Below are 19,599 nucleotides of genomic sequence, written 5' to 3' on the forward strand. Positions count from 1 at the left end.
CCAGACCGATGACCCCAGCCGACCGTCGCCAGGCGATCCTCGATGCCGTCGTCCCCCTGGTGATCGAGCACGGGGGTGACGTGAGCACCCGGCTGATCGCCGAGGCGGCCGGCATCGCCGAGGGCACCATCTTCCGTGCCTTCGCCGACAAGACCGAGCTGATGCTGGCCGTCGCCGAGGAGGCGATCCACCCGGCGCACGGGCGCGAGGAGTTCGAGGCGATGCTCGCCGCGACCGATGACCTGCGCGAGCGGGTTCGTCTGGCTTCCCAAGCGCTCACCGTGCAGATGCAGCGCGCGATGATGGTGATGTTCGCGGTGCGCGGCTATCTGCTCAAACAGGGCCGCCCCGCCACGGGCGACGAGGATCCACCCGACTTCCTGGTCCGGGCCAACCGCGAGCTGCTCGCAATGCTCACCGACCTCTTCGCGCCGTACGCCGACCGGTTGCGCGTCCCGCCGGCCACCGCCGCGGCCGTGCTCCGGTCACTGGTCTTCGGCTCCCGCCATCCCGGCATGGAGACGGAGACCGACCTGAGTGCGGATCAGATCGCCGACATCATCGTCGGCGGCGTGATGCTCGGCGATCATGCGGACCTCAAGGCGGGAGATGCCTGATGCTGCTCCGGATCCTGCGCACCTACCTGGCGCCGTACAAGGCGTGGATCGCGATCGTCGTCGTGCTGCAGTTCACCAGCACCGTGGCGATGCTTTTCCTGCCCAGCCTGAACGCCGACATCATCGACGACGGCATCGCGGTGGGCGACGTCGACTACATCATCCGCACCGGTGCGATCATGCTCGGTGTCTCGCTGCTCCAGATCGCCTGCTCGGTGGTCGCCGTCTGGTTCTCCGCCCGCGCCGCGATGGCGTTCGGACGCGACTTGCGCGCCGCCGTCTTCGCGCGGGTCGGCACCTTCTCCGGGCGCGAGGTCACCCAGTTCGGAGCGCCGTCACTGATCACCCGCAGCACCAACGACGTACAACAGGTGCAGATGCTCGCCCTGATGACCTGCACCATGGCCGTCGCCGTGCCGATCATGATGGTCGGCGGGATCCTGATGGCGATGCGCGAGGACCTGGGGCTCTCCTGGTTGTTGGCCGTGATGATCCCGGCACTCTTCGTCGTTGTCGGCGTGGTGGTGTCGCGGATGGTGCCGAACTTCCGCCTCGTCCAGGAGCGCATCGACGGCGTCAACCGGGTGCTGCGCGAGCAGATCACCGGCATCCGCGTGGTCCGTGCCTTCGTCCGCGAACCGCACGAGGTGCAGCGCTTCGCCCGGGCCAACGACGACCTCACCGACGTCTCGATCCGGGCCGGGCGCTGGATGGCGACCATGTTCCCGCTGGTGATGCTGGTGGTGAACGTGGCCAGTGTGGCGGTGCTCTGGTTCGGTGGCCACCGGGTGGACGACGGCCACATGGAGGTCGGTGCACTGACCGCGTTCCTGAGCTATCTGATGCAGATCATGATGTCGGTGATGATGGGCATGTTCATGCTGATGATGATCCCGCGCTCGGCGGTCTGCGCCGATCGGATCGCCGAGGTGCTCGACACCGACAGCAGTGTCGTGCTCGCCGAGGACGGGGCGCGGCCCGAGCCGGTCGGCATGCTTCGGTTCGAGGGGGTGGAGTTCACCTACCCCGGTGCGGAGCAGCCGGTGCTGCGCGACATCACCTTCGAGGCTGGGTCCGGTCAGACGGTGGCGGTGATCGGCTCCACCGGGTCCGGGAAGTCGACGCTGGTCAACCTGGTGCCCAGGCTCTTCGACGCCACGGCCGGCACGGTGCGCATCGACGGTGTCGATGTCCGTGCCCACGACGAGGAGGCGATGTGGTCGCGGATCGGGCTGGTGCCACAGAGGGCCTTCCTCTTCACCGGCACCATCGCGGAGAACCTGCGCTACGGCAAGCCCGATGCCACCGAGGACGAGATGTGGCGGGCGCTGGAGATCGCCCAGGCGGACGGGTTCGTCCGGGCGCTTGCCGACGGGCTGGAGAGTCCGGTGGCCCAGGGCGGGGGGAACTTCTCCGGGGGTCAGCGCCAGCGGCTCGCCATCGCGCGCGCCGTCGTACGCCGCCCCCGGATCTATCTCTTCGACGACTCGTTCTCCGCCCTCGACCTGGCCACCGATGCCCGGCTCCGCGCGGCACTGGCCCCGGCGACCCGGGACGCCTGCGTGCTGGTGGTGGCGCAGCGGGTCTCCACGATCCGCGACGCGGACCTGATCCTGGTCCTCGAGGACGGCGAGATCGTGGGGCGCGGCACGCACGACGAACTGCTGGCCGGGTGTGCGACGTACCAGGAGATCGTCGAGTCCCAATTGACCGCGGAGGAAGCAGCGTGAGCGGGCAGGAAGCGCAGGGCACGGCCGGCAAGGGCGGGGCGCGGCTGAAGGAGACCGAGCGGATCCAGTCGGCCGGCCCCGGGCCCGGTCGCGGGCCGATGGGTGGCGGCATGGTGGGGCAGAAGGCGATGACCTTCGGCCCGTCCGCGAAGCGCCTGGTCCGGCGGATGGCGCCCTACCGGGTCAAGGCGATCGCGGTGGCCGTCCTTGCCGTCGGTGCAGTGGTGCTGACCGCACTCGGCCCCCGGATCCTCGGCCATGCCACGGACCTGATCTTCGCCGGGCTCTTCGGCAACGAGTTCGACGGGGCCAGCTCCAAGGAGCAGGTGATCGCCGGCGTACGGGCCTCGGGCGATGACCGACTGGCCGACATGCTCGCCGCGATGGACTTCGTCCCCGGTGTGGGCGTGGACTTCTCGGCGGTCGCCTCGGTGCTCCTGGTCGTGCTCGGCCTGTACGTCGCTTCCTCGCTGCTCTCGTTCATCCAGGGGTTCCTGCTCAACGACGTGGTGCAGGGAACGGTGCGCGACATGCGCTCCGACGTCGAGACCAAGGTCAACGAGCTGCCGCTGGAATACTTCGACGCCCAGCCGCGCGGCGAGCTCCTCTCCCGGGTCACCAATGACATCGACAACATCAGCCAGACCCTGCAGCAGACGATGAGCCAGTTGCTCAGCTCGTTGCTGACGGTGGTCGCCGTGCTCGCGATGATGTTCTGGATCTCGCCGCTGCTCGCGCTGATCGCGCTGGTGAGCGTGCCGGTCTCGATGCTCGCCACGGCGGCGATCATGAAGCGCTCGCAGACGCAGTTCATCGCCCAGTGGCGGCGTACGGGCAAGCTCAACGCCCACATCGAGGAGACCTTCTCCGGCCACGCGTTGGTCAAGGTCTTCGGTCGCCAGCCGGAGTCGGAACGGATCTTCGCCGAGGAGAACGAGCAGCTCTACGAGGCGTCGTTCAGGGCGCAGTTCATCAGCGGGCTGATCATGCCGGTGATGATGTTCATCGGGAACCTGAACTACGTCGTGATCGCCGTGGTCGGCGGCGTACGGGTGGCGAATGGGTCGCTGAGCCTCGGCGAGGTGCAGGCGTTCATCCAGTACACCCGCCAGTTCACCCAGCCGCTGACCGCGGTGGCCTCGATGATGAACCTGCTGCAGTCGGGGGTGGCCAGCGCGGAGCGGGTCTTCGAACTCCTTGACGCTGACGAGCAGCGCCTTGAGGGCAACGCGCCACCCGCACCGCTGGCGGAGCGCCACGGCGAGGTCGTCTTCGAGGACGTCTCGTTCTCCTACCACCCGGACCAGCCGTTGATCACTGGCCTGGACCTGGTCGCGCGGCCGGGCCAGACCGTCGCGATCGTCGGGCCGACCGGTGCCGGCAAGACCACGCTGGTCAACCTGGTGATGCGCTTCTATGAGGTCGACGCCGGCCGGATCACCCTGGACGGGGTGGACATCTCCGCGATGTCGCGGGCCGCGCTGCGCCAGCAGATCGGGATGGTGCTCCAGGACGCCTGGCTCTTCGAGGGCACGATCCGCGACAACATCGCCTATGGGCGCCTCGACGCCAGCGAGGAGGAGATCCTCGAGGCGGCCCGGGCCAGCTTCGTGGACCGCTTCGTGCACTCGCTGCCCGACGGCTATGACACGGTGATCGACGAGGACGGCGGCAACATCAGCGCCGGCGAGCGACAACTGATCACCATTGCCCGGGCGTTCGTGGCGAATCCGGCGCTGCTCATCCTGGACGAGGCGACGTCGTCGGTCGACACCCGCACCGAGTTGCTCCTGCAGCAGGCGATGGGGGCATTGCGCAGCGACCGCACGTCGTTCGTGATCGCGCACCGGCTCTCCACGATCCGCGATGCGGACCTGATCCTGGTGATGGAGGAGGGCGCGATCGTCGAGCAGGGCACCCACGACGAACTGGTCGCTGCCGGCGGCGCCTATGCGCGGCTGTATCGCTCGCAGTTCGCGGCGCCGATGGAGGCGTAGGTCCGCTGCTGCGCGCACCGTTCGGGTGCATGTGCACCCGAACGTCCCCAGGGTGCGCTGTTCTGGGGCCGGAACGGTGCATATGCGCCCGGGCGGCCCGGCGTACGACGCGCGCCCCGGCGTACGCCGATCAGTGCCCGGCCATCACCAGGGACGAGGCAGCGGCCGCGGCCAGGCCGACGAGCACGACCACTCGGAAGCCGCCGGCGCTGATCCGGTGGAAGACCTTGTCGCCCAGGGCCCAGCCCAGGCGCATCCCGACCACACCGATGGCCGAGACCAGGAGCACCTCGCCGGTCACCTTGCCGACGGTCGCGAAGAGCGCGACGGCAATGACGTCCTGCAGGGCGAAGGCAGCCTGCAGGCTGGCGCGGACCCGCCGCGGGGGTTCGCCGGTGGCCTGCATCAGCAGTACCAGCGGCGGCCCGTTCATCCCGGTCGAGGTCAGCAGCGCGCCACTGGCAGCGCCCGCGGCCACCTGGGAGCGGCGCCCGGCGGGCAGGTGTAGGCGCAACGCGAGGGCGAGCACGGTGATCGCGAGCATCACCCCGATCAGCCGGGTCAGCGTGGAGGCCTCGACCAGGAGCAATACGGCGAGTCCCGCCGGCATGGCCACGATCGCGGCGACGGTGAGCCGGCGTACCAGGGGGACCACCACGTGGTCCCGTTCGCGGTGCCACCCATAGGCGGAGAGCACCGTGCTGACGCAGGTCGCCGCGACCACCGCGGTGACCGGATCGACGACCAGCAACAGCAGCGGAATCGCGATCATGGCAGCACCGAACCCGCTCACGGCCTGGGCGATCGCCGCGAGCACGAAGATGCCCAGGGCGCTGCCGGCCAGGATGACGAGTTCGCTCACGTGCGAACAGTAGGCGAGGCCATCCCGGGGCGTCGGAGGGTGTCCCGTTGGTCCGGGAACGGGCGACGCGGAGGGTCGGCCGATGTTCTTCCCGGTGAGTGGGATGCAGCCGGAGGCGGCGGGCGGTTGGCATCCACGCTGTGACCCAAGACACGGAACAGGTGAGCTCGGACCACCGGTGAGACATGGAGGAACAGTGAAGACACGCATCTCGCGCCGCGTGCGGTGGGCAGGCCTGCTCGCGGCGACGGCCCTGGTTGTCACCGGGTGCGCCGACACCTCGGACGACAACAACTCGGGCAACAAGGACGACGCGCCCGGCTCCGTCGACTACACCACGCGTCTGATCAACGTCCAGGACGATGCCGGTGACCCGGTGCAGGGCGGCACCCTGCGCGTCTCGGAGTACGGCGAGGCGCGCACCCTGAACCCGACGCAGACCTATCCGACCGGATCCACCGGCGGCAACATCATGGCCGCCGTCTATGACACCCTGGTCCGCTACGACGCGGCGACCGACGAGTTCGTCCCTCAGTTGGCCGAGTCCGTGGAGAGCTCGGATGACATCACGTGGACGATCAAGCTCCGCGAGGGGGTCACGTTCCACGACGGCACGCCGCTGGACGCCGAGGCGGTCATCGGCTCGATCACCTACTACACCAACGCCTACGGACTGCACGCTCTGCTCACCAAGTCGCAGATCAAGTCGATGACCGCGGTGGACCCGCTGACCGTGCAGATCGAGATGAACCAGGCCTGGCCGCGGTTCCCGATCGTGCTGACCAACGGTGTCGGCATGATCCTGGCTCCCGCTGCGTACGCCGACCCCGAGGCGTTCAAGCCGATTGGTGCCGGACCGTTCGTCTTCGAGAGCTATGCACCGCAGGAGAAGACCGTCGTGGTCGCCAACGAGGACTACTGGAACGGGCGTCCGAACCTCGACAAGATCGAGTTCATGGTCCTGGGGGCCGACCAGACCGGTTATGAGACGTTGAAGAGCAATGGCGTCGACGTCACCTTCATCCGCGCCACCGCGCTGGTCGACGAGGTCATCGAGGGTGACCTCCCCGGAGCGGTGACCTATGCAGGCCTCGCCAACAACCTGTGGTTCAACGCCCGTGAGGGACACCCCACGGCCGACCCGCGTGTCCGTCAGGCACTGGCCCTCGCCTTCGACCCGACGATCTATCTGGAGCGCACTGCCAACGGTGCCGGAGATCCGAGCAAGACCCTGATCGGTCCCGACTCGGAATGGTCCACCGGCGTCGAGCCGATGGCGGTCGACCCCGAGGCCGCCAAGAAGCTCGTCGAGGAGGCCAAGGCCGACGGCTTCGACGGCAAGGTCACCATTGTGGGGAACAACCAGCCTGCTTCGCAGGCCGGAGCCCAAGCGATGAAGGCCATGTTCGAGGCGGTCGGTTTCGAGGTCACCCTCGACCTGGTCACCAACATCGCCGACCAGGTCCAGAAGATCTACGTCGACCACGACTTCGACATCGCCGCTGCGGCAACCTCGATCCACGACGAGGACGTGGCCGGCCGGCTCCACTCGGCGCTGAGCACCTACTCCCCGGTGAACGTCGGGGGCTACGCCAGCGCGGAGATGGACGCGCTGATCGCCGAGGTGCAGCAGGCCGGCGACCCGGCCTCGGCCAAGGAGGCGCTCACCAAGATCGAGGCGCTCTGGGCCAGCGACGCCCCGGGTGTGGCGATCAACGCCGGTGCCATGGTCAACGTGTGGAACGAGGACGTCCACGGGATCAAGCCCAGCAGTGAGACCCTGATCCTCTTCGACGAGGCATGGATCGAGAAGTGAGCCTGACCAGCTCCTGAAAGAACGGTCGGGCCCGGCTCCTCGAAAGGGGGGCCGGGCCCACCTGTTTCCCACGAACGCTCAATGGTTGCGCCGCGAACGCTCAATGGTTGCGCCGCAAACGCTCAATCGTTGCGCTGCCGGTGCTGCCCAGCGGGAGTGATCCGGACAGGCCACCGGTGCCGCGCCACGCTGGGACACATGCCGTTGCAGACCGATCGCGCCCTGTGGGCCGGACTGCTCACGATGGCCATGGTGACCGGCGTGGTGGCGAGCCTCGGAGCGCCGATGGTGCCCGACATTGCCGCCCACGAGGAGGTGTCCCTCGACACCGCCCAATGGTCGTTGACGGCAACGCTCCTGGCGGGTGCGGTGACCACGCCGTTGATCGGGGCACTGGGCACCGGTCGCCGTCGGCGCGGGGTGATGTTCGGCGCGCTCGGACTGGTCACCGTCGGTTGCCTGCTCGCCGCCTTGCCGCTCGGCTTCGAAGCGCTGGTCGGTGGCCGCGCGCTGCAGGGCATCGGCTTTGCGATCAACCCGCTCGCCATTGCTGTGGCCCGCGATGCGCTGCCGGCACACCGCCAGCGCGAGGCGATGGCGATGATCTCGCTGAGCACGGTGGTCAGCGCCGGGCTCGGTTTCCCGATCGCGGCCGGGCTCGCCGACCTCCTCGGAGTGAAGGGCGCCTTCGCGGTGGCAGCGGCCGCCTGCCTGGCCACCCTGGTCCTGGCGATGCTCACCGTGCCGCCAGCCACCGAATCCACCAGCAGGCCGGTGGACTGGGTGGGTGCAGCGTTGCTGGCCGCTGGGCTGGTCGTGCTGCTGCTGGCGATCACCCAGGCCCCGACGTTCGGCGTGACCTCGGCGCGGGTGGCCGGCGGCGGCCTGGTCGGGCTCGCCCTGCTGGGTGCGTGTGCCGCATGGTTGCTCCGCGCCCGGATCCCCCTGGTCGACCTGCGCCTCGCCGTACGTGCTGGCGCCGTCGGCGCCAACCTGGCCGCGCTGCTGGCCGGGGTGGGGATGTATCTGCTGATGACCACGGTGGTGGTGCTGGTCCAGATCGATCCCGCCACCGGCTTCGGGCTCGGCCGGTCGGTGACGGTGGCCGGGCTGATGATGGTCCCGTACGCCGTGGCGAGCGCGATCGGGGCCAGGGTGTCGCTCCGGCTCGCCGACCGCATCCCGCCCGACCTGTTGCTGCCGCTGGGGTGCGCCACCTTTGCCGGCGGCAACCTGTTCCTCATCGTGGCGCACGACCAGGTGTGGCAGGTCGCGGTGGTGATGGCGATCGGTGGCCTGGCCAACGGGATGACCTTCAACTCGATTCCGTGGCTGATGGCTCGCGTCGTGCCAGCAGTGCAGACGGGCAGTGCGATCGGCTTCAACGTGGTGCTGCGCTACATCGGCTTCTCCATCGGCAGCGCCTTGTCGGCGGTGCTGCTGGTCCACTCCGCGTCGGCTTCCGGCGCGCCGCAGGAGCGCGGTTACGTCGCCGCCGCCACGGTCGGCCTGGGCGTCTCGCTGGTCGCTGCCCTGGCCTGCCTGGCGCTGGCCGGACCGGCACGGGCGCGGATGCGCGAACGCGGTGCGGCGGAGACCGCGGCCGCTCAGTCGCGGGGGCCGTCCCACGGATAGCCGTGGGCGAGCAGGGCATCGCGGATGGCGGTGCGGCCGCCCTCGACGTCGCCCTCGAAGAGCTTCTCACCCCGGGCGTCCTCGATCACCGTCTTCGACCCCTTCCGGTGTACGACGTTGACCCGTGCGCGCTCGATGACCAGGTCCACCTCGCCGCGACGGCGTACGACGATCTGCCCGGCGTCGACCTCCAGGACGGGGGAGTCCGCGATCACCCAGGCCGCTGCGGCAAGGCCGAGGAGGAGGCCCAGCGCCGGACGCCCCCAGACCAGCCACTCCTGGTCGAAGGAGCCGAGGAACCTGAGCGGCCCCCGGAACGGGACCCACCGCACGTCGGCGGCCCAGCCCGCCAGCAGTGGGAGGAGCGCACCCAGGGCTGCACCACCGGCGCCGAACAACGCCAGCACCCACCACCGGCCGGCCCGGTCGAAGCCGCCGATGACACTGTGGGGAGTGGTCATGGTCTCAGGCAGTCAGTTGGTCGGCCCAGCGTACGACGTGGGGATCGGCGGAGGGCTTGCGGAGTTCGCTGACCACATTGGTGTCGAGCAGGTAGGTCACAGGCCTGCGACCCGGCCGAGTTGACCGGAGACCACGGGGGCGAAGTCGATCTCCTCGTCCATGCGCAATGATTCGCGGACGCTCCCCGTGCCCGTCAGGTGCTCGTAGTGATCGATGCTCAGGACCACCAGGGTGGGGCGCTCCCGGTCAGTGATGAAGACAGGGCGATCCGCGGCCAGGGTTTTCACCTTCGACGGGGATTGGTTGACCGTACGTGCGTTGACGACACTCATGGTTCCCACCTCCTCTCCACCAACGTACTACGTAACTACCACGGCGCTCGGCGGGCACTCGCGGCGTACGAACGCGGAAGGGTGACGTCCCCGGTCATGGTGTAACTCCCGGTCTGGCTCCCGAACGTTGAGGACCCGGACAAATGGCTCTACCTCGGAGTGGACGACGCTGGCAGGCCGCTGGAAATCGTTTCCATCCCGGGCGATGTTGGCGTGGAAGTCGTGATCCATGCGATGAAGGTGCGCAAGAAGTATCAACCGAGAGGAGGGCAACGATGATGTTTGAGATGGCTGACCACGTTTCTGGTCTGAGTGGAGACCAGATTGCGAGGGCCGCGGCAGAAGCCGAACGCGGCCATGACCTCGATGGCCGTCCGGGCGAACCCAACCCGCACACACGAGAAGCGCCGTCGGTGCCCACTGACCTGTTGGACGAGATAGTCGCACGTGCCGAGCATGATGGGGAATCTCCCCAGGAGTTGGTGCGCCGGGCACTGGTGCGCTACCTGCGCAGCGCCTGAACCGACCGCCCAGTCCTGCTCCTGCCGATGCATCGCCAGGAGCGGCACACGGTCAGGTGGCGATGCACCGCGGCGTACGAACGCGGAAGGTCCCCGCCAGATGGCGGGGACCTTCCGCGTTGTCCGGGCTGCTCAGCCCTTGTTCGCCTTGCGCGCCCGGCTCGCGATCTTCGCGCGCTCGTTCTGGTCCAGGATCACCTTGCGGATCCGGACGCTGTCGGGCGTCACCTCGACGCACTCGTCGTCGCGGCAGAACTCCAGGCACTGCTCCAGGGAGAGGCGCTTCGGCGGGATCAGCTTCTCGAAGTTGTCCGAGGTGGCCGAGCGGATGTTGGTCTGCTGCTTCTCCTTGGTGATGTTCACGTCCATGTCGTCGGCGCGGGAGTTCTCCCCGACGATCATGCCCTCATACACCTCGGTGGTCGGCTCCACGAAGAGGACACCGCGCTCCTGCAGCGACGTCATCGCGTACGCCGTGGCGGCGCCAGCCCGGTCCGCGACCAGGGAGCCGTTGTTGCGGGCCCGGATCTCGCCGGCCCAGGGGAAGTACCCCTCGGAGATGTGGTGCGCGATGCCGGTGCCGCGGGTCTCGGTGAGGAAGTCGGTGCGGAAGCCGATCAGGCCACGCGCAGGGACCACGAACTCCATCCGCACCCAGCCGGTGCCGTGGTTGGTCATCCCTTCCATCCGGCCCTTGCGGTTGGCCAGCAGCTCGGTGATGGTGCCGAGGAACTCCTCGGGGGCGTCGATGGTGAGGCGCTCGAACGGCTCGTGGATCTTGCCGTCGACCTCGCGGGTCACCACCTGTGGCTTGCCGACGGTCAACTCGAACCCCTCGCGCCGCATCTGCTCGACCAGGATCGCCAGCGCCAGCTCGCCACGGCCCTGCACCTCCCACGCGTCGGGGCGCTCGGTCGGCAGCACCCGCAGCGACACGTTGCCGATCAGCTCGGAGTCGAGGCGATCCTTGACCAGGCGAGCGGTGACCTTCGCGCCCTTGACCCGGCCCACCAGGGGAGAGGTGTTGGTCCCGATGGTCATCGAGATTGCCGGCTCGTCGACGTGGATCAGGGGCAGCGCGACCGGGGTCTCCGGGTCGGCCAGCGTTTCACCGATGGTGATCTCCGGGATCCCGGCGATGGCGACGATGTCTCCGGGACCGGCCGACGTACCGGGCTTGCGCTCCAGCCCCTCGGTGACCAGGAGCTCGGTCACCTTCACGTTCTTGACCTGGCCGTCGCGCTGCATCCAGGCCACGGTCTGGCCCTTGCGCAGCTCGCCGTGGTGGACGCGGACCAGGGCCAGGCGGCCCAGGAACGGCGAGGAGTCGAGGTTGGTGACGTGCGCCTGCAGCGGGGCGCCCTCGGTGTACGTCGGGGCCGGGATGGTCTCCAGGATCGTCTTGAAGAGCGGCTCCAGGTTCTCCGAGTCCGGCAGCGCGCCGTTCTCCGGCTGCTCCAGACCCGCGACGCCGGCGCGACCCGAGGCATAGACCACCGGGAAGTCCAGCGCGTCCTGACTGTGCGAGTCGTCGAGCAGGTCCATGAACAGCTCGTAGGTCTCGTCCACGACCTCGGAGATCCGGGCGTCCGAGCGGTCCGTCTTGTTGACCACCAGGATCACCGGCATGCCGGCGTTGAGCGCCTTGCGGAGCACGAAGCGGGTCTGCGGCAGAGGCCCCTCGGAGGCGTCCACGAGGAGCACGATGCCGTCCACCATGGAGAGCGCGCGCTCGACCTCGCCACCGAAGTCGGCGTGGCCGGGGGTATCGATGATGTTGATCACCATCGGCCCGCCGACGGACTCCTGCGCGGCCGGCCCGGCGTAGTGCACCGCGGTGTTCTTCGCGAGGATGGTGATGCCCTTCTCGCGCTCGAGGTCACCGGAGTCCATGACGCGCTCGGCGACGCCTTCGGCCTGGTGGGCGGTGAAGGCCCCAGCCTGGTGGAGCATGGCGTCGACAAGGGTGGTCTTGCCGTGGTCGACGTGGGCCACGATGGCGACGTTGCGCAGGTCGATGCGCTGCGTCGTGGTTGATTCGGGGCTCGCTGATTCAGGGCTTGCAGACATGCGGTGGCCGTGTGCTTTCGTGTGGACTGGCCCACGCCTCCCGCAGGCCGGTCCATCCTAGTGGCTGGGGCCCGATGCCCTGAAAATCGCAACCGCCGCAGCGGCCATGTCCTGGGTCACGTCGGGGACGCCCGGGCACACTGGAGCCATGGACGAGGCGGTGGACGGCGACACGGTGCCCGGGTACGTCGAGGTGCGGCGTACCGGCGGGATCACCGGCCGTGCCGTGAGTGGCCGGGTCGACCTGGACCCTGCCGCGGGCCGGGCCGATGCGCGGGTCGCGGAGGTGCAGGCGCTCGTGGCGCGGGTCCGCCCGGGCCGCGGGCTGCTGGCCCGGTTGCTCGCGGTGCGTACGCCGTCGGGCAGGCCGCATCCGGACAGGTTCGGCTACACGATCACCGTCGCGGGCGCCGATCCGGTGGTGCTCGCCGAGTCCCAGGTGCACGGCGACGTACGCCGCCTGGTCGAGCTGGTCCTCGAGCTCGGCACCACCTCCTGACGCCCGTGCCCGCTGCGAGTCAGGCGGGGGAGAAGCCCGGCACGTACTCCGCCAGCAGCCCGCGGAAGCCGACCGTCGCCTCGAGTTGGCACAGCACGCCGAAGCCGCCGAGCCAGACCCGGTGGATCAGCATGTAATCCGGCGGCAGGTTCAGCTTGAAGGCCCGGGAGATGTTTTCCTGCGTGGGTGTCGCCACGCGCACCGTCTGGGCGCGCAACCACTCACGGGAGAAGGTGAACTCCTCGCTCTGGGCGGCCACCAGGAATGGACCGAGGTAGTCGGCCAGGTCCTCAGGGGTGAAGTCGACCTTCGGGAGCAGGAAGCCCTGTTCGCGCAACCCTGCGGTCACCGCATCCCAGTCGTCGTCGACGGCGCGGGAGAGCAACTCACCCAGGGGACGGGGGAACCCGTCGGGGAGGCGCGCCACTGCGCCGTAGTCCACGACGCCCAGGCGGCCGTCGGCGAGCACCCGGAAGTTGCCGGGATGGGGGTCGGCATGGAGCAGGCCGGTCCGGGTCGGGCCGGCGACCAGGAAGCGGGCGTAGAGCTGTCCGTAGTGGTCGCGCTCGGCAGGCGTGCCCTCCTTGACCACCTGCGCGAGCGAGCCGGTGCTCTCCATCCACGAGGTGATCAGGACGCGCGGGCTGTTGCCGAGCACCCGCGGCACCACGAAGTCGGGGTCGTCGGCGAACTCGCCCGCGAAGACCTGCTGGGAGGTCGCCTCCAGGGTGTAGTCGAGTTCCTCGGCCATCCGGTCTTCGACCTCGGCCAGGAGCGGCTTGATGTCGATGCCCGGGGCGAGCACAGTGAAGAGGCGGGCCATCCGGCCGAGTTGCTTGATGTCGGAGCGCAGCGCCTTGGCCGCGCCCGGATATTGCACCTTGACGGCCACATCCGTGCCGTCGGACCAGACCGCGCGGTGCACCTGACCGATCGAGGCCGACGCGATCGGCCGCTCGTCGAAGCTGGTGAACATCGAGCGCCAGTCGGAGCCGAGGTCCTCGACCAGCACCTGCTCCAGCATCCGCTGCGACATCGGGGGAGCGGAGTCCTGCAGCTTGGTCAGCGCATCGCGGTAGGGGCCGACGAGTTCATCGGGAAGTGCGGACTCGAAGATGCTCATCGCCTGGCCGAACTTCATCGCGCCGCCCTTGAGTTCGCCGAGCACGGCGAAGATCTGATCGGCGGTGCGCTGCTGGACCTCGGTCAGCACCGCGTTCGCGGGTCGCCCGACCAGGCGCTTGCCGACCCCGAGCGTGGTGCGTCCGGCGTACGCCGCGGGCAAGGTCGCCAGGCGAACCGTGCGGCCGAGGGCCGACTTGCGCATCGGCGTGTCCCGCGGTTCGTCCTTCATGATGCTGAGCCTAGCCATCCAGGCGTCGCCACAAACCCCGGCCGCCGGCCCGGGATCAACACTGCTGTGTCGTTTGCGGGCATCAGGTGACAGTGAATGGCATAGCAACTCGTTTCCAGATCGCGCACATCACCCCGCGCACCCCAACAGTCAGTGCTCAACCACGTGGTCCACATGGTTTAGCGGTGGTGGGTGCGCCGTCGACCGGTGCTGGATTGGGCCGAGCGCTGTGGGGCTCGCCTGCGGCACACCTCGTTCCTCGGCGTACCTCCGGCTCACTCCTCGCGCTCAGGCCAGCGCTGGATTGGGCCGAGCGCTGTGGGGCTCGCCTGCGGCACACCTCGTTCCTCGGCGTACCTCCGGCTCACTCCTCGCGCTCAGGCCAGCGCTGGATTGGGCCGAGCGCTGCGGGGCTCGCCTGCGGCACACCTCGTTCCTCGGCGTACCTCCGGCTCACTCCTCGCGCTCAGGCCAGCGCACGGTCGAGCGCGGCCTGCACGTGCAGAGTGGTGCACGGGAAGAGCGGAACCTCGACGTCGGCCTGCTCGATGAGCAGTTCCAGTTCGGTGCACCCCAGGATCACGCCCTGGGCGCCGTCGTCCCACAGGCCGTCGATCAGTTCGACCAACTTGCGGCGCGAGATGTCGAGGATCCGGCCGTGGACCAGTTCGTCGTAGATGACCGAGTTGATCATGTCGTGGCGCGACTCGTCCGGGACCATCACCTCAAGGCCGTGCGAGGCGATCCGGTCGGTGAAGAAGGTCCGTGACATCGCGAACGAGGTGCCGACCAGGGCGACCTTCTCCACCCGGTTGGCCACGCAGTCCTGGGCGACCACGTCGGCCAGGTGGAGCAACGGGATCCCGATCGCGGCCTCGACCTGCTCGGCCACCCGGTGGAACGTTGTGGTGCACAGCATCAGGAAGTCCGCCCCGGCGCGCTCCACCCCTCGGGCGGCCTGGGCCAGGATTTCCGCGACGCCGTCCCAGTCCTCGTTCTTGCCCAGTTCGGTGACCTCGGCAAAGTTCACCGATGACATCACCGTGCGGGCAGAGGAATAGCCACCGAGTCGCTTCTCGACGCCCAGGTTCAGTTGCTTGTAGTAGGCAGCGCTGCTTTCCCAGCTCATGCCGCCGATCAGTCCGATGGTCTGCACACGCGCAGTCTCCCCTGAGACAGCAGTTCATGCCACCTCTTCGCCAAAACCGGCGTGCCGCAAAGGCTCAACTCGTCCGGTGCACCTTGTGCTGGGCGGCCTGGGCCCGCGGCTTGATCACCAGCTCGTCGATGTTCACGTGCGCCGGGCGCGTCGCGATCCAGGCGACCGCATCGGCCACGTCCGCGGCCACGAGCGGGTCGGGAACCCCGGCGTAGACCGCATCGGCGGCAGCCTGGTCGCCGCCATGACGGACCAGGGAGAACTCCGGCGTGTTCACCATCCCCGGCGCCACTTCGCTGATCCGGATCGGCTCGCCGACCAGTTCCAGACGCATCGTCTCGGTGACCACCTTGGTGGCGTGCTTGGCCGCGGTGTAGCCCCCGCCGGTCTCATAGGCGACCCGGCCTGCGGTCGAGCCGATGTTGACGACCAGTCCGTCCCCGGAGGCGCGGAGCGCGGGCAGCAGCGCCTGGGTGACCTGGAGCAGGCCGATCACGTTCACGTCGTACATCTGGCGCCACTGCGCTGGATCGGCGGTCTCGATCGGGTCCACCCCGAAGGCGCCGCCGGCGTTGTTGACCACCACGTGCACCACCGGGCCGGCCGCCTCGGCCAGCGCCGCCACCGACGCGGGATCGGTCACGTCGCAAGCGCAGGCGACACCGCCGATCTCGGCTGCTGTCCGCTCGAGTCGGTCCAGGCGCCGGGCAGCCAGCACCACCCGGAACCCTTCGGCGGCCAGGGTGCGGGCGGTGGCTTCCCCGATCCCGCTGGAGGCTCCGGTGACGACGGCAGTGCGTTGCTGGCTCATGCCCCGATTCTGCCCGTACGCCGCCGCGCAGGGCCACCGGGGATGACAGGCGTGGAGCGGCCCGGCAGACTGGGGGATCCGGCTCCGTCCCTCAGGAGGTTGCTCGTCGTGCACGTCGTTGCCGGCATCACTGCCGTCCTCGGAGGCGCCTGCCTGCTGGCGCGCCACTTCATCGAGGACCAGGCGGGGGCCGACATCCTGAAGTGGAGCGCGGCCGGGCTGCTCGCCCTGGCCGTGCTGGTGCTGGGGCTGCGCGTCGTACCCAGGGCACCGCTGTGGCTCCAGGGCATCGTCAGCATCGGCGTGGTGGCACTGCTCGGCTCGGTCTGGGCAACGCTGCGCTCCGCGATCGACACCGAGGCGGCCGACCTGGTCGTCGCCGTCGCCGCGATCGGCCTGGGCCTGGCCGTGGCAGCGCTTGGTGGCAGGGGCGACCAGAGTGACCAGGACGGCGACGCCCCAGCTCCCGCGGGCCCGAAGCGCTGGGGCCCGGCGAGTGCCGTGACCGACCCGGAACCCCCTGCGCCTTCCGGCAGTGGCGGCACCCACGCGATCTGAGCCGTCAACACGTGCCGCCTCGGCGTCGTACGGCGTCAGCACGTGCCGGCTCGGGGACGACTACACCGCCACCGTGGAATAGTTGGCCCGGTCGGGTTGTTGGCCCACGCGGACGAGGAGGTGAGTGATGAGCCGGATTGCGATGATCAGCCTGCACACCTCTCCCCTGGACCAGCCCGGGACGGGTGACGCCGGCGGGATGAACGTCTATGTCCTCGAGCTCGCGCGGCGCCTGGCCGCGCGCGGCGTCGGCGTCGACATCTTCACCCGGGCCACCTCCTCGCGGCTGGCGCCGTTGATCGAGGTCGGCGAGGGCATCATCGTCCGCAACGTCCATGCCGGTCCCTTCGAGGGCCTGTCCAAGGCCGAGCTCCCGCCGCAACTGTGCGTCTTCGCGCGTGAAGTGATGCGGGCCGAGGCGGCGCACCTGCCCGGCCATTACGCGGCCGTCCACTCCCACTACTGGCTCTCCGGACAGGTGGGCGCCCTGGCCCGCGACCGCTGGGGAGTCCCGCTGGTCCACACCATGCACACGATGGCGAAGGTGAAGAATGCCGCGCTGGCCACCGGCGACGCCCCCGAGCCCGCGGCCCGGGTGCTCGGCGAGGAGCAGGTGGTCGAGGCTGCCGACATGCTGATCGCCAACACCGACCTGGAGGCCGGGCAGTTGCGCGACCTCTACGGAGCCGACCCGGAGCGGATCGAGGTGGTTCACCCCGGCGTCGACCTCGACGTCTTCCGGCCCAGGCCCGGCGCCCGGGAACGGCTCGGCATCGACGAGCACACCCAGGTCCTCCTCTTCGCCGGGCGGCTGCAACCGCTGAAGGCACCCGACGTACTGCTCCGTGCGGTGGCGGTGCTTCTGGCCGATGACCCGGGGTTGCGCAACGAACTGCTGGTGCCGATCGTGGGCGGTCCGTCGGGATCGGGCCTGGAGCATCCCGAGTCGCTCGCCGAACTCGCCCGCGACCTTGGCCTCGACGACGTGGTCCGGTTCGTGCCGCCAGTGGTCCAGGCGGTGCTGGCCGACTGGTGCGCGGCGGCCACCCTGGTCGCCGTACCCTCGCACAACGAATCCTTCGGCCTGGTCGCAGTCGAGGCACAGGCCGCCGGTACGCCGGTGGTCGCCGCTGCCGTCGGTGGCCTGCCAACCGTGGTCAACGACGGCGTCTCGGGCCTGCTGGTGGACAGCCACGACCCGGTCGAGTGGGCGGCACACCTGCGCAAGATCGTCCGCGACCCCCAACTGCGCGACCACCTCGCTGCCGGCGCCCGCGAGCAGGCACGGCAGTTCTCCTGGGAGCGCACCGCCGAGCGCACGCTGGCCGTCTATGAACGGGCGGCAGGACTGATGAAGGAGGCGCCCGATGTCCGGGTCTGAGGAGTTCGCCGACCAGGCCCCCGCCGAGTACGTCGCGCGGGTGCGGGTCTGGCTTGAGGAGAACGAGGTCGAGTTCGAGTACGACGCCGGCATGTTCTCCTTCGCCCTGCCCGGGGAACGGAAGTTGCAGACCCCCGTCCGCGTCGACGTCGGGCGGCACGCACTGGGCATCCACGCCTTCGTCTGCCGCAACCCTGACGAGAACCATGCCGGCGTCCACCAGTGGCTGCTGGAGAAGAACCTGCGCCTCTACGGCGTCGCGTTCGCCGTCGACCGGCACGGCGACATCTACCTCGACGGACGGCTGCCGCTGGACGCCGTCGACGACCTGGACCAGCTGCTCGGCACCGTGCTGAGCACGGCGGACGAGTCGTTCAACACGATCCTCGAGCTCGGCTTTGCCTCCTCGATCCGCAAGGAGTGGGAGTGGCGCACCTCGCGGGGCGAGTCGACGAAGAACCTCGAGGCGTTCCGCGGGTGGCTGGAGAGCGAGTCCGGGGCGGCAGGTCCTACCAGCGGCCTTTGAACACAGGCGGGAGCGGGTGCGAGGCAGGGGCCATCACATAGGTGACACCGCCGGATCCCTTCAACCAGGCCGCCTCGAACTCCTTGCGTGGATAGGTACGCCGCACCTGGGCGTCGTTGGCAGCCGCAGGGTCGTTGACGATGACGCGGCCGTCGGCTGTGAACCCGACGATGACCATCAGGTGGCCATTGGTGGAGGAGATCGGTGCGCCGGGGAGTTCGCCCTTGCCGAAGGCAACCGAGACCACGATGGGGATCCCGGCCTTGATGAAGGTCTCGGCGTCCGGGAGGCTCCACAACCGGGTGACGAATCCCTGGGCGCCGTAGTGGGCGGCGTACGCCACGTTGAACGGCCAGTTCCCGGCACCGCCGTACTCATGGTCGTAGGTGTAACGGGCTGCATGGTCCACGTGGCCGCTCGCCTCGTCCGCCCAGGACCAAGCCGATGCCGGCGGACCGAGGTTCCAGTAGCGCAGCACCATCGAGGTGGAGGTCGGAGAGCACCACGCCGCGCCGCCGCCACCCCACTGGGGGAAGTGGCCGCGGTGCGTCATCTGTGATGAGGTCGGCACGTCCAGTTCCACGGTCCGGGTCATCGTGGTCTTGCTGGTGCTGTTCGGCGTCCGCTTCTTGTACGTCGCGGCCACGGCGCTCAGGGAGTGGAGCACCGGTGTCCGGGTGGTCCCGGCGATGCGGTAGAGGTCGACCTGGACCTGCCAGGCGTTGATCCGCGACGATCCGTTGCTGACCAGGGTGTCGGTCAGCAACTGGTTCAGGTCATCGGGCTGGCTCGGCGCGGAGTTGCGGGCCAGGGGTGTCTCCGAGATGCCCCACGTGGCGACCGAGTCCCAGGAACTCACCGTGGACCCGGACTTGGTGCGGACGAAGACGCGCAGGAAGGTCGATCCGTCGGTCTGTGCGTTCCAGGACGGGATCAGGCTGGTGGCGTCCATCCCGGTGCTGATCCAGGGCGAGGTGAATCGTCCGTAGTCATAGCGGCCGCTCTTCCCCGAATGCGGGTCCTTGAAGGTGGTCGTGCCCAGCGGCGAGGACGCGATGCGCAGGGAACCGTTGCTGGCCACGGCCCCCTGCAGCGTGCCGGCCTGGAAGTCGGCAGTGCTGGTGATGTGCCGGATCGAGGTGGTGGGGGAGGCTGCTGGTGCGGCGGTCGGTGTGAGTGCGACGCAAGCCAGCGCCAGTGCAGATGCCGCGGCTGCCGCCCGGACGGGGGAGCGGAAGGACCAACGGCGTGCGGACGCAGGGGACATGG

General features: G+C 69.2%; 18 protein-coding genes. 10 read left to right on the plus strand and 8 right to left on the minus strand.

Annotation, left to right across the window (positions count from 1 at the left end; genetic code table 11):
- The first annotated feature begins 8 nt into the window (after positions 1–8).
- From Q9R27_RS02625 to Q9R27_RS02635, 3 genes are read left to right on the plus strand one after another with little or no spacing between them, the layout of a single operon-like run.
- Complete coding sequence (locus Q9R27_RS02625; RefSeq protein ID WP_311250763.1) at positions 9–617, plus strand: helix-turn-helix domain-containing protein; 609 nt, start codon at positions 9–11, stop codon at positions 615–617.
- Positions 617–2,347 (plus strand): ABC transporter ATP-binding protein, encoded by a 1,731-nt coding sequence (locus tag Q9R27_RS02630; RefSeq protein WP_311250764.1) that lies wholly within the window; start codon positions 617–619, stop codon positions 2,345–2,347. Before Q9R27_RS02625 ends, Q9R27_RS02630 begins: the two co-directional genes overlap by 1 nt.
- Positions 2,344–4,344 carry an ABC transporter ATP-binding protein gene (locus tag Q9R27_RS02635; RefSeq protein WP_397219637.1) on the plus strand — a complete coding sequence of 667 codons (2,001 nt, stop codon included), beginning with the start codon at positions 2,344–2,346 and terminating at the stop codon, positions 4,342–4,344. The genes Q9R27_RS02630 and Q9R27_RS02635 overlap by 4 nt, the downstream gene beginning before the upstream one ends.
- Positions 4,345–4,474: 130 nt before the next feature.
- On the opposite strand, the gene Q9R27_RS02640 is transcribed toward Q9R27_RS02635, so the two are convergent.
- Positions 4,475–5,206, minus strand: a complete 732-nt coding sequence (locus Q9R27_RS02640) for a sulfite exporter TauE/SafE family protein (RefSeq protein ID WP_311250765.1) — start codon at positions 5,204–5,206, stop codon at positions 4,475–4,477.
- A gap of 196 nt (positions 5,207–5,402) precedes the next feature.
- Between Q9R27_RS02640 and Q9R27_RS02645 the strand changes: the two genes are divergently transcribed.
- Both Q9R27_RS02645 and Q9R27_RS02650 read left to right on the plus strand, forming a co-directional pair.
- Positions 5,403–7,022, plus strand: a complete 1,620-nt coding sequence (locus tag Q9R27_RS02645; protein ID WP_311250766.1) for an ABC transporter substrate-binding protein — start codon at positions 5,403–5,405, stop codon at positions 7,020–7,022.
- Positions 7,023–7,220: 198 nt separating this feature from the next.
- On the plus strand, positions 7,221–8,657 hold the full coding sequence (locus Q9R27_RS02650) for an MFS transporter (protein WP_311250767.1): 1,437 nt from the start codon (positions 7,221–7,223) through the stop codon (positions 8,655–8,657).
- Here the strand turns inward: Q9R27_RS02650 and Q9R27_RS02655 are convergent.
- Both Q9R27_RS02655 and Q9R27_RS02660 read right to left on the minus strand, forming a co-directional pair.
- Positions 8,630–9,118, minus strand: coding sequence for a hypothetical protein (locus Q9R27_RS02655; RefSeq protein WP_311250768.1), 489 nt, complete (start codon positions 9,116–9,118; stop codon positions 8,630–8,632). The two genes, Q9R27_RS02650 and Q9R27_RS02655, sit on opposite strands and share 28 nt — an antisense overlap.
- A 96-nt stretch (positions 9,119–9,214) precedes the next feature.
- Positions 9,215–9,451 (minus strand): type II toxin-antitoxin system Phd/YefM family antitoxin, encoded by a 237-nt coding sequence (locus Q9R27_RS02660; RefSeq protein ID WP_311250769.1) that lies wholly within the window; start codon positions 9,449–9,451, stop codon positions 9,215–9,217.
- A 275-nt stretch (positions 9,452–9,726) separates the two neighbouring features.
- Here Q9R27_RS02660 and Q9R27_RS02665 point away from each other — a divergent pair, with 275 nt between their 5' ends.
- The gene (locus tag Q9R27_RS02665) at positions 9,727–9,972 is read left to right on the plus strand and encodes a hypothetical protein (RefSeq protein WP_311250770.1); all 246 of its coding nucleotides are present in this window, start codon (positions 9,727–9,729) and stop codon (positions 9,970–9,972) included.
- Positions 9,973–10,104: 132 nt separating this feature from the next.
- Here Q9R27_RS02665 and typA read toward each other — a convergent pair whose 3' ends face one another.
- Positions 10,105–12,042 (minus strand): translational GTPase TypA, encoded by a 1,938-nt coding sequence (gene typA, locus Q9R27_RS02670; protein ID WP_311250771.1) that lies wholly within the window; start codon positions 12,040–12,042, stop codon positions 10,105–10,107.
- A 148-nt stretch (positions 12,043–12,190) separates the two neighbouring features.
- Here typA and Q9R27_RS02675 point away from each other — a divergent pair, with 148 nt between their 5' ends.
- Positions 12,191–12,541, plus strand: coding sequence for a protealysin inhibitor emfourin (locus Q9R27_RS02675; protein ID WP_311250772.1), 351 nt, complete (start codon positions 12,191–12,193; stop codon positions 12,539–12,541).
- 19 nt (positions 12,542–12,560) lie between these two features.
- Here Q9R27_RS02675 and Q9R27_RS02680 read toward each other — a convergent pair whose 3' ends face one another.
- The 3 genes from Q9R27_RS02680 to Q9R27_RS02690 form a co-directional block, all read right to left on the minus strand.
- A complete protein-coding gene (locus Q9R27_RS02680; protein WP_311250773.1) occupies positions 12,561–13,895 on the minus strand; it encodes an AarF/ABC1/UbiB kinase family protein in 1,335 nt (444 codons plus the stop codon).
- 466 nt (positions 13,896–14,361) lie between these two features.
- Entirely contained in the window at positions 14,362–15,051 is a 690-nt protein-coding gene (locus tag Q9R27_RS02685) for an aspartate/glutamate racemase family protein (protein ID WP_311250774.1), read from the minus strand.
- 67 nt (positions 15,052–15,118) lie between these two features.
- Complete coding sequence (locus Q9R27_RS02690; protein WP_311250775.1) at positions 15,119–15,865, minus strand: SDR family NAD(P)-dependent oxidoreductase; 747 nt, start codon at positions 15,863–15,865, stop codon at positions 15,119–15,121.
- Positions 15,866–15,973: 108 nt separating this feature from the next.
- Here Q9R27_RS02690 and Q9R27_RS02695 point away from each other — a divergent pair, with 108 nt between their 5' ends.
- The 3 genes from Q9R27_RS02695 (at position 15,974) to Q9R27_RS02705 (ending at position 18,330) form a co-directional block, all read left to right on the plus strand.
- The gene (locus tag Q9R27_RS02695; RefSeq protein WP_311250776.1) at positions 15,974–16,423 is read left to right on the plus strand and encodes a hypothetical protein; all 450 of its coding nucleotides are present in this window, start codon (positions 15,974–15,976) and stop codon (positions 16,421–16,423) included.
- 127 nt (positions 16,424–16,550) lie between these two features.
- Positions 16,551–17,804, plus strand: a complete 1,254-nt coding sequence (gene mshA / locus Q9R27_RS02700) for a D-inositol-3-phosphate glycosyltransferase (protein ID WP_311250777.1) — start codon at positions 16,551–16,553, stop codon at positions 17,802–17,804.
- Positions 17,791–18,330, plus strand: coding sequence for a YbjN domain-containing protein (locus Q9R27_RS02705; RefSeq protein WP_311250778.1), 540 nt, complete (start codon positions 17,791–17,793; stop codon positions 18,328–18,330). Before mshA ends, Q9R27_RS02705 begins: the two co-directional genes overlap by 14 nt.
- On the opposite strand, the gene Q9R27_RS02710 is transcribed toward Q9R27_RS02705, so the two are convergent.
- A complete protein-coding gene (locus Q9R27_RS02710; protein WP_311250779.1) occupies positions 18,314–19,597 on the minus strand; it encodes a peptidase C39 family protein in 1,284 nt (427 codons plus the stop codon). The genes Q9R27_RS02705 and Q9R27_RS02710 overlap by 17 nt on opposite strands.
- Between the last annotated feature and the right edge of the window lie 2 nt (positions 19,598–19,599).

The sequence above is a fragment of the Nocardioides sp. AE5 genome (assembly GCF_031844485.1).
Classification (GTDB): Bacteria; Actinomycetota; Actinomycetes; order Propionibacteriales; family Nocardioidaceae; genus Nocardioides.

Excerpts from the sequence above, each read along its gene's own strand:
- Q9R27_RS02680 (WP_311250773.1), bottom strand. The coding sequence starts at position 13,895 with ATGAAGGACGAACCGCGGGACACGCCGATGCGCAAGTCGGCCCTCGGC.
- Q9R27_RS02630 (WP_311250764.1), top strand. The coding sequence starts at position 617 with ATGCTGCTCCGGATCCTGCGCACCTACCTGGCGCCGTACAAGGCGTGG.
- typA (WP_311250771.1), bottom strand. The coding sequence starts at position 12,042 with ATGTCTGCAAGCCCTGAATCAGCGAGCCCCGAATCAACCACGACGCAG.
- Q9R27_RS02690 (WP_311250775.1), bottom strand. The coding sequence starts at position 15,865 with ATGAGCCAGCAACGCACTGCCGTCGTCACCGGAGCCTCCAGCGGGATC.
- Q9R27_RS02625 (WP_311250763.1), top strand. The coding sequence starts at position 9 with ATGACCCCAGCCGACCGTCGCCAGGCGATCCTCGATGCCGTCGTCCCC.
- Q9R27_RS02675 (WP_311250772.1), top strand. The coding sequence starts at position 12,191 with ATGGACGAGGCGGTGGACGGCGACACGGTGCCCGGGTACGTCGAGGTG.
- Q9R27_RS02710 (WP_311250779.1), bottom strand. The coding sequence starts at position 19,597 with ATGTCCCCTGCGTCCGCACGCCGTTGGTCCTTCCGCTCCCCCGTCCGG.
- Q9R27_RS02660 (WP_311250769.1), bottom strand. The coding sequence starts at position 9,451 with ATGAGTGTCGTCAACGCACGTACGGTCAACCAATCCCCGTCGAAGGTG.
- Q9R27_RS02705 (WP_311250778.1), top strand. The coding sequence starts at position 17,791 with ATGTCCGGGTCTGAGGAGTTCGCCGACCAGGCCCCCGCCGAGTACGTC.
- Q9R27_RS02650 (WP_311250767.1), top strand. The coding sequence starts at position 7,221 with ATGCCGTTGCAGACCGATCGCGCCCTGTGGGCCGGACTGCTCACGATG.
- Q9R27_RS02655 (WP_311250768.1), bottom strand. The coding sequence starts at position 9,118 with ATGACCACTCCCCACAGTGTCATCGGCGGCTTCGACCGGGCCGGCCGG.
- mshA (WP_311250777.1), top strand. The coding sequence starts at position 16,551 with ATGAGCCGGATTGCGATGATCAGCCTGCACACCTCTCCCCTGGACCAG.
- Q9R27_RS02665 (WP_311250770.1), top strand. The coding sequence starts at position 9,727 with ATGATGTTTGAGATGGCTGACCACGTTTCTGGTCTGAGTGGAGACCAG.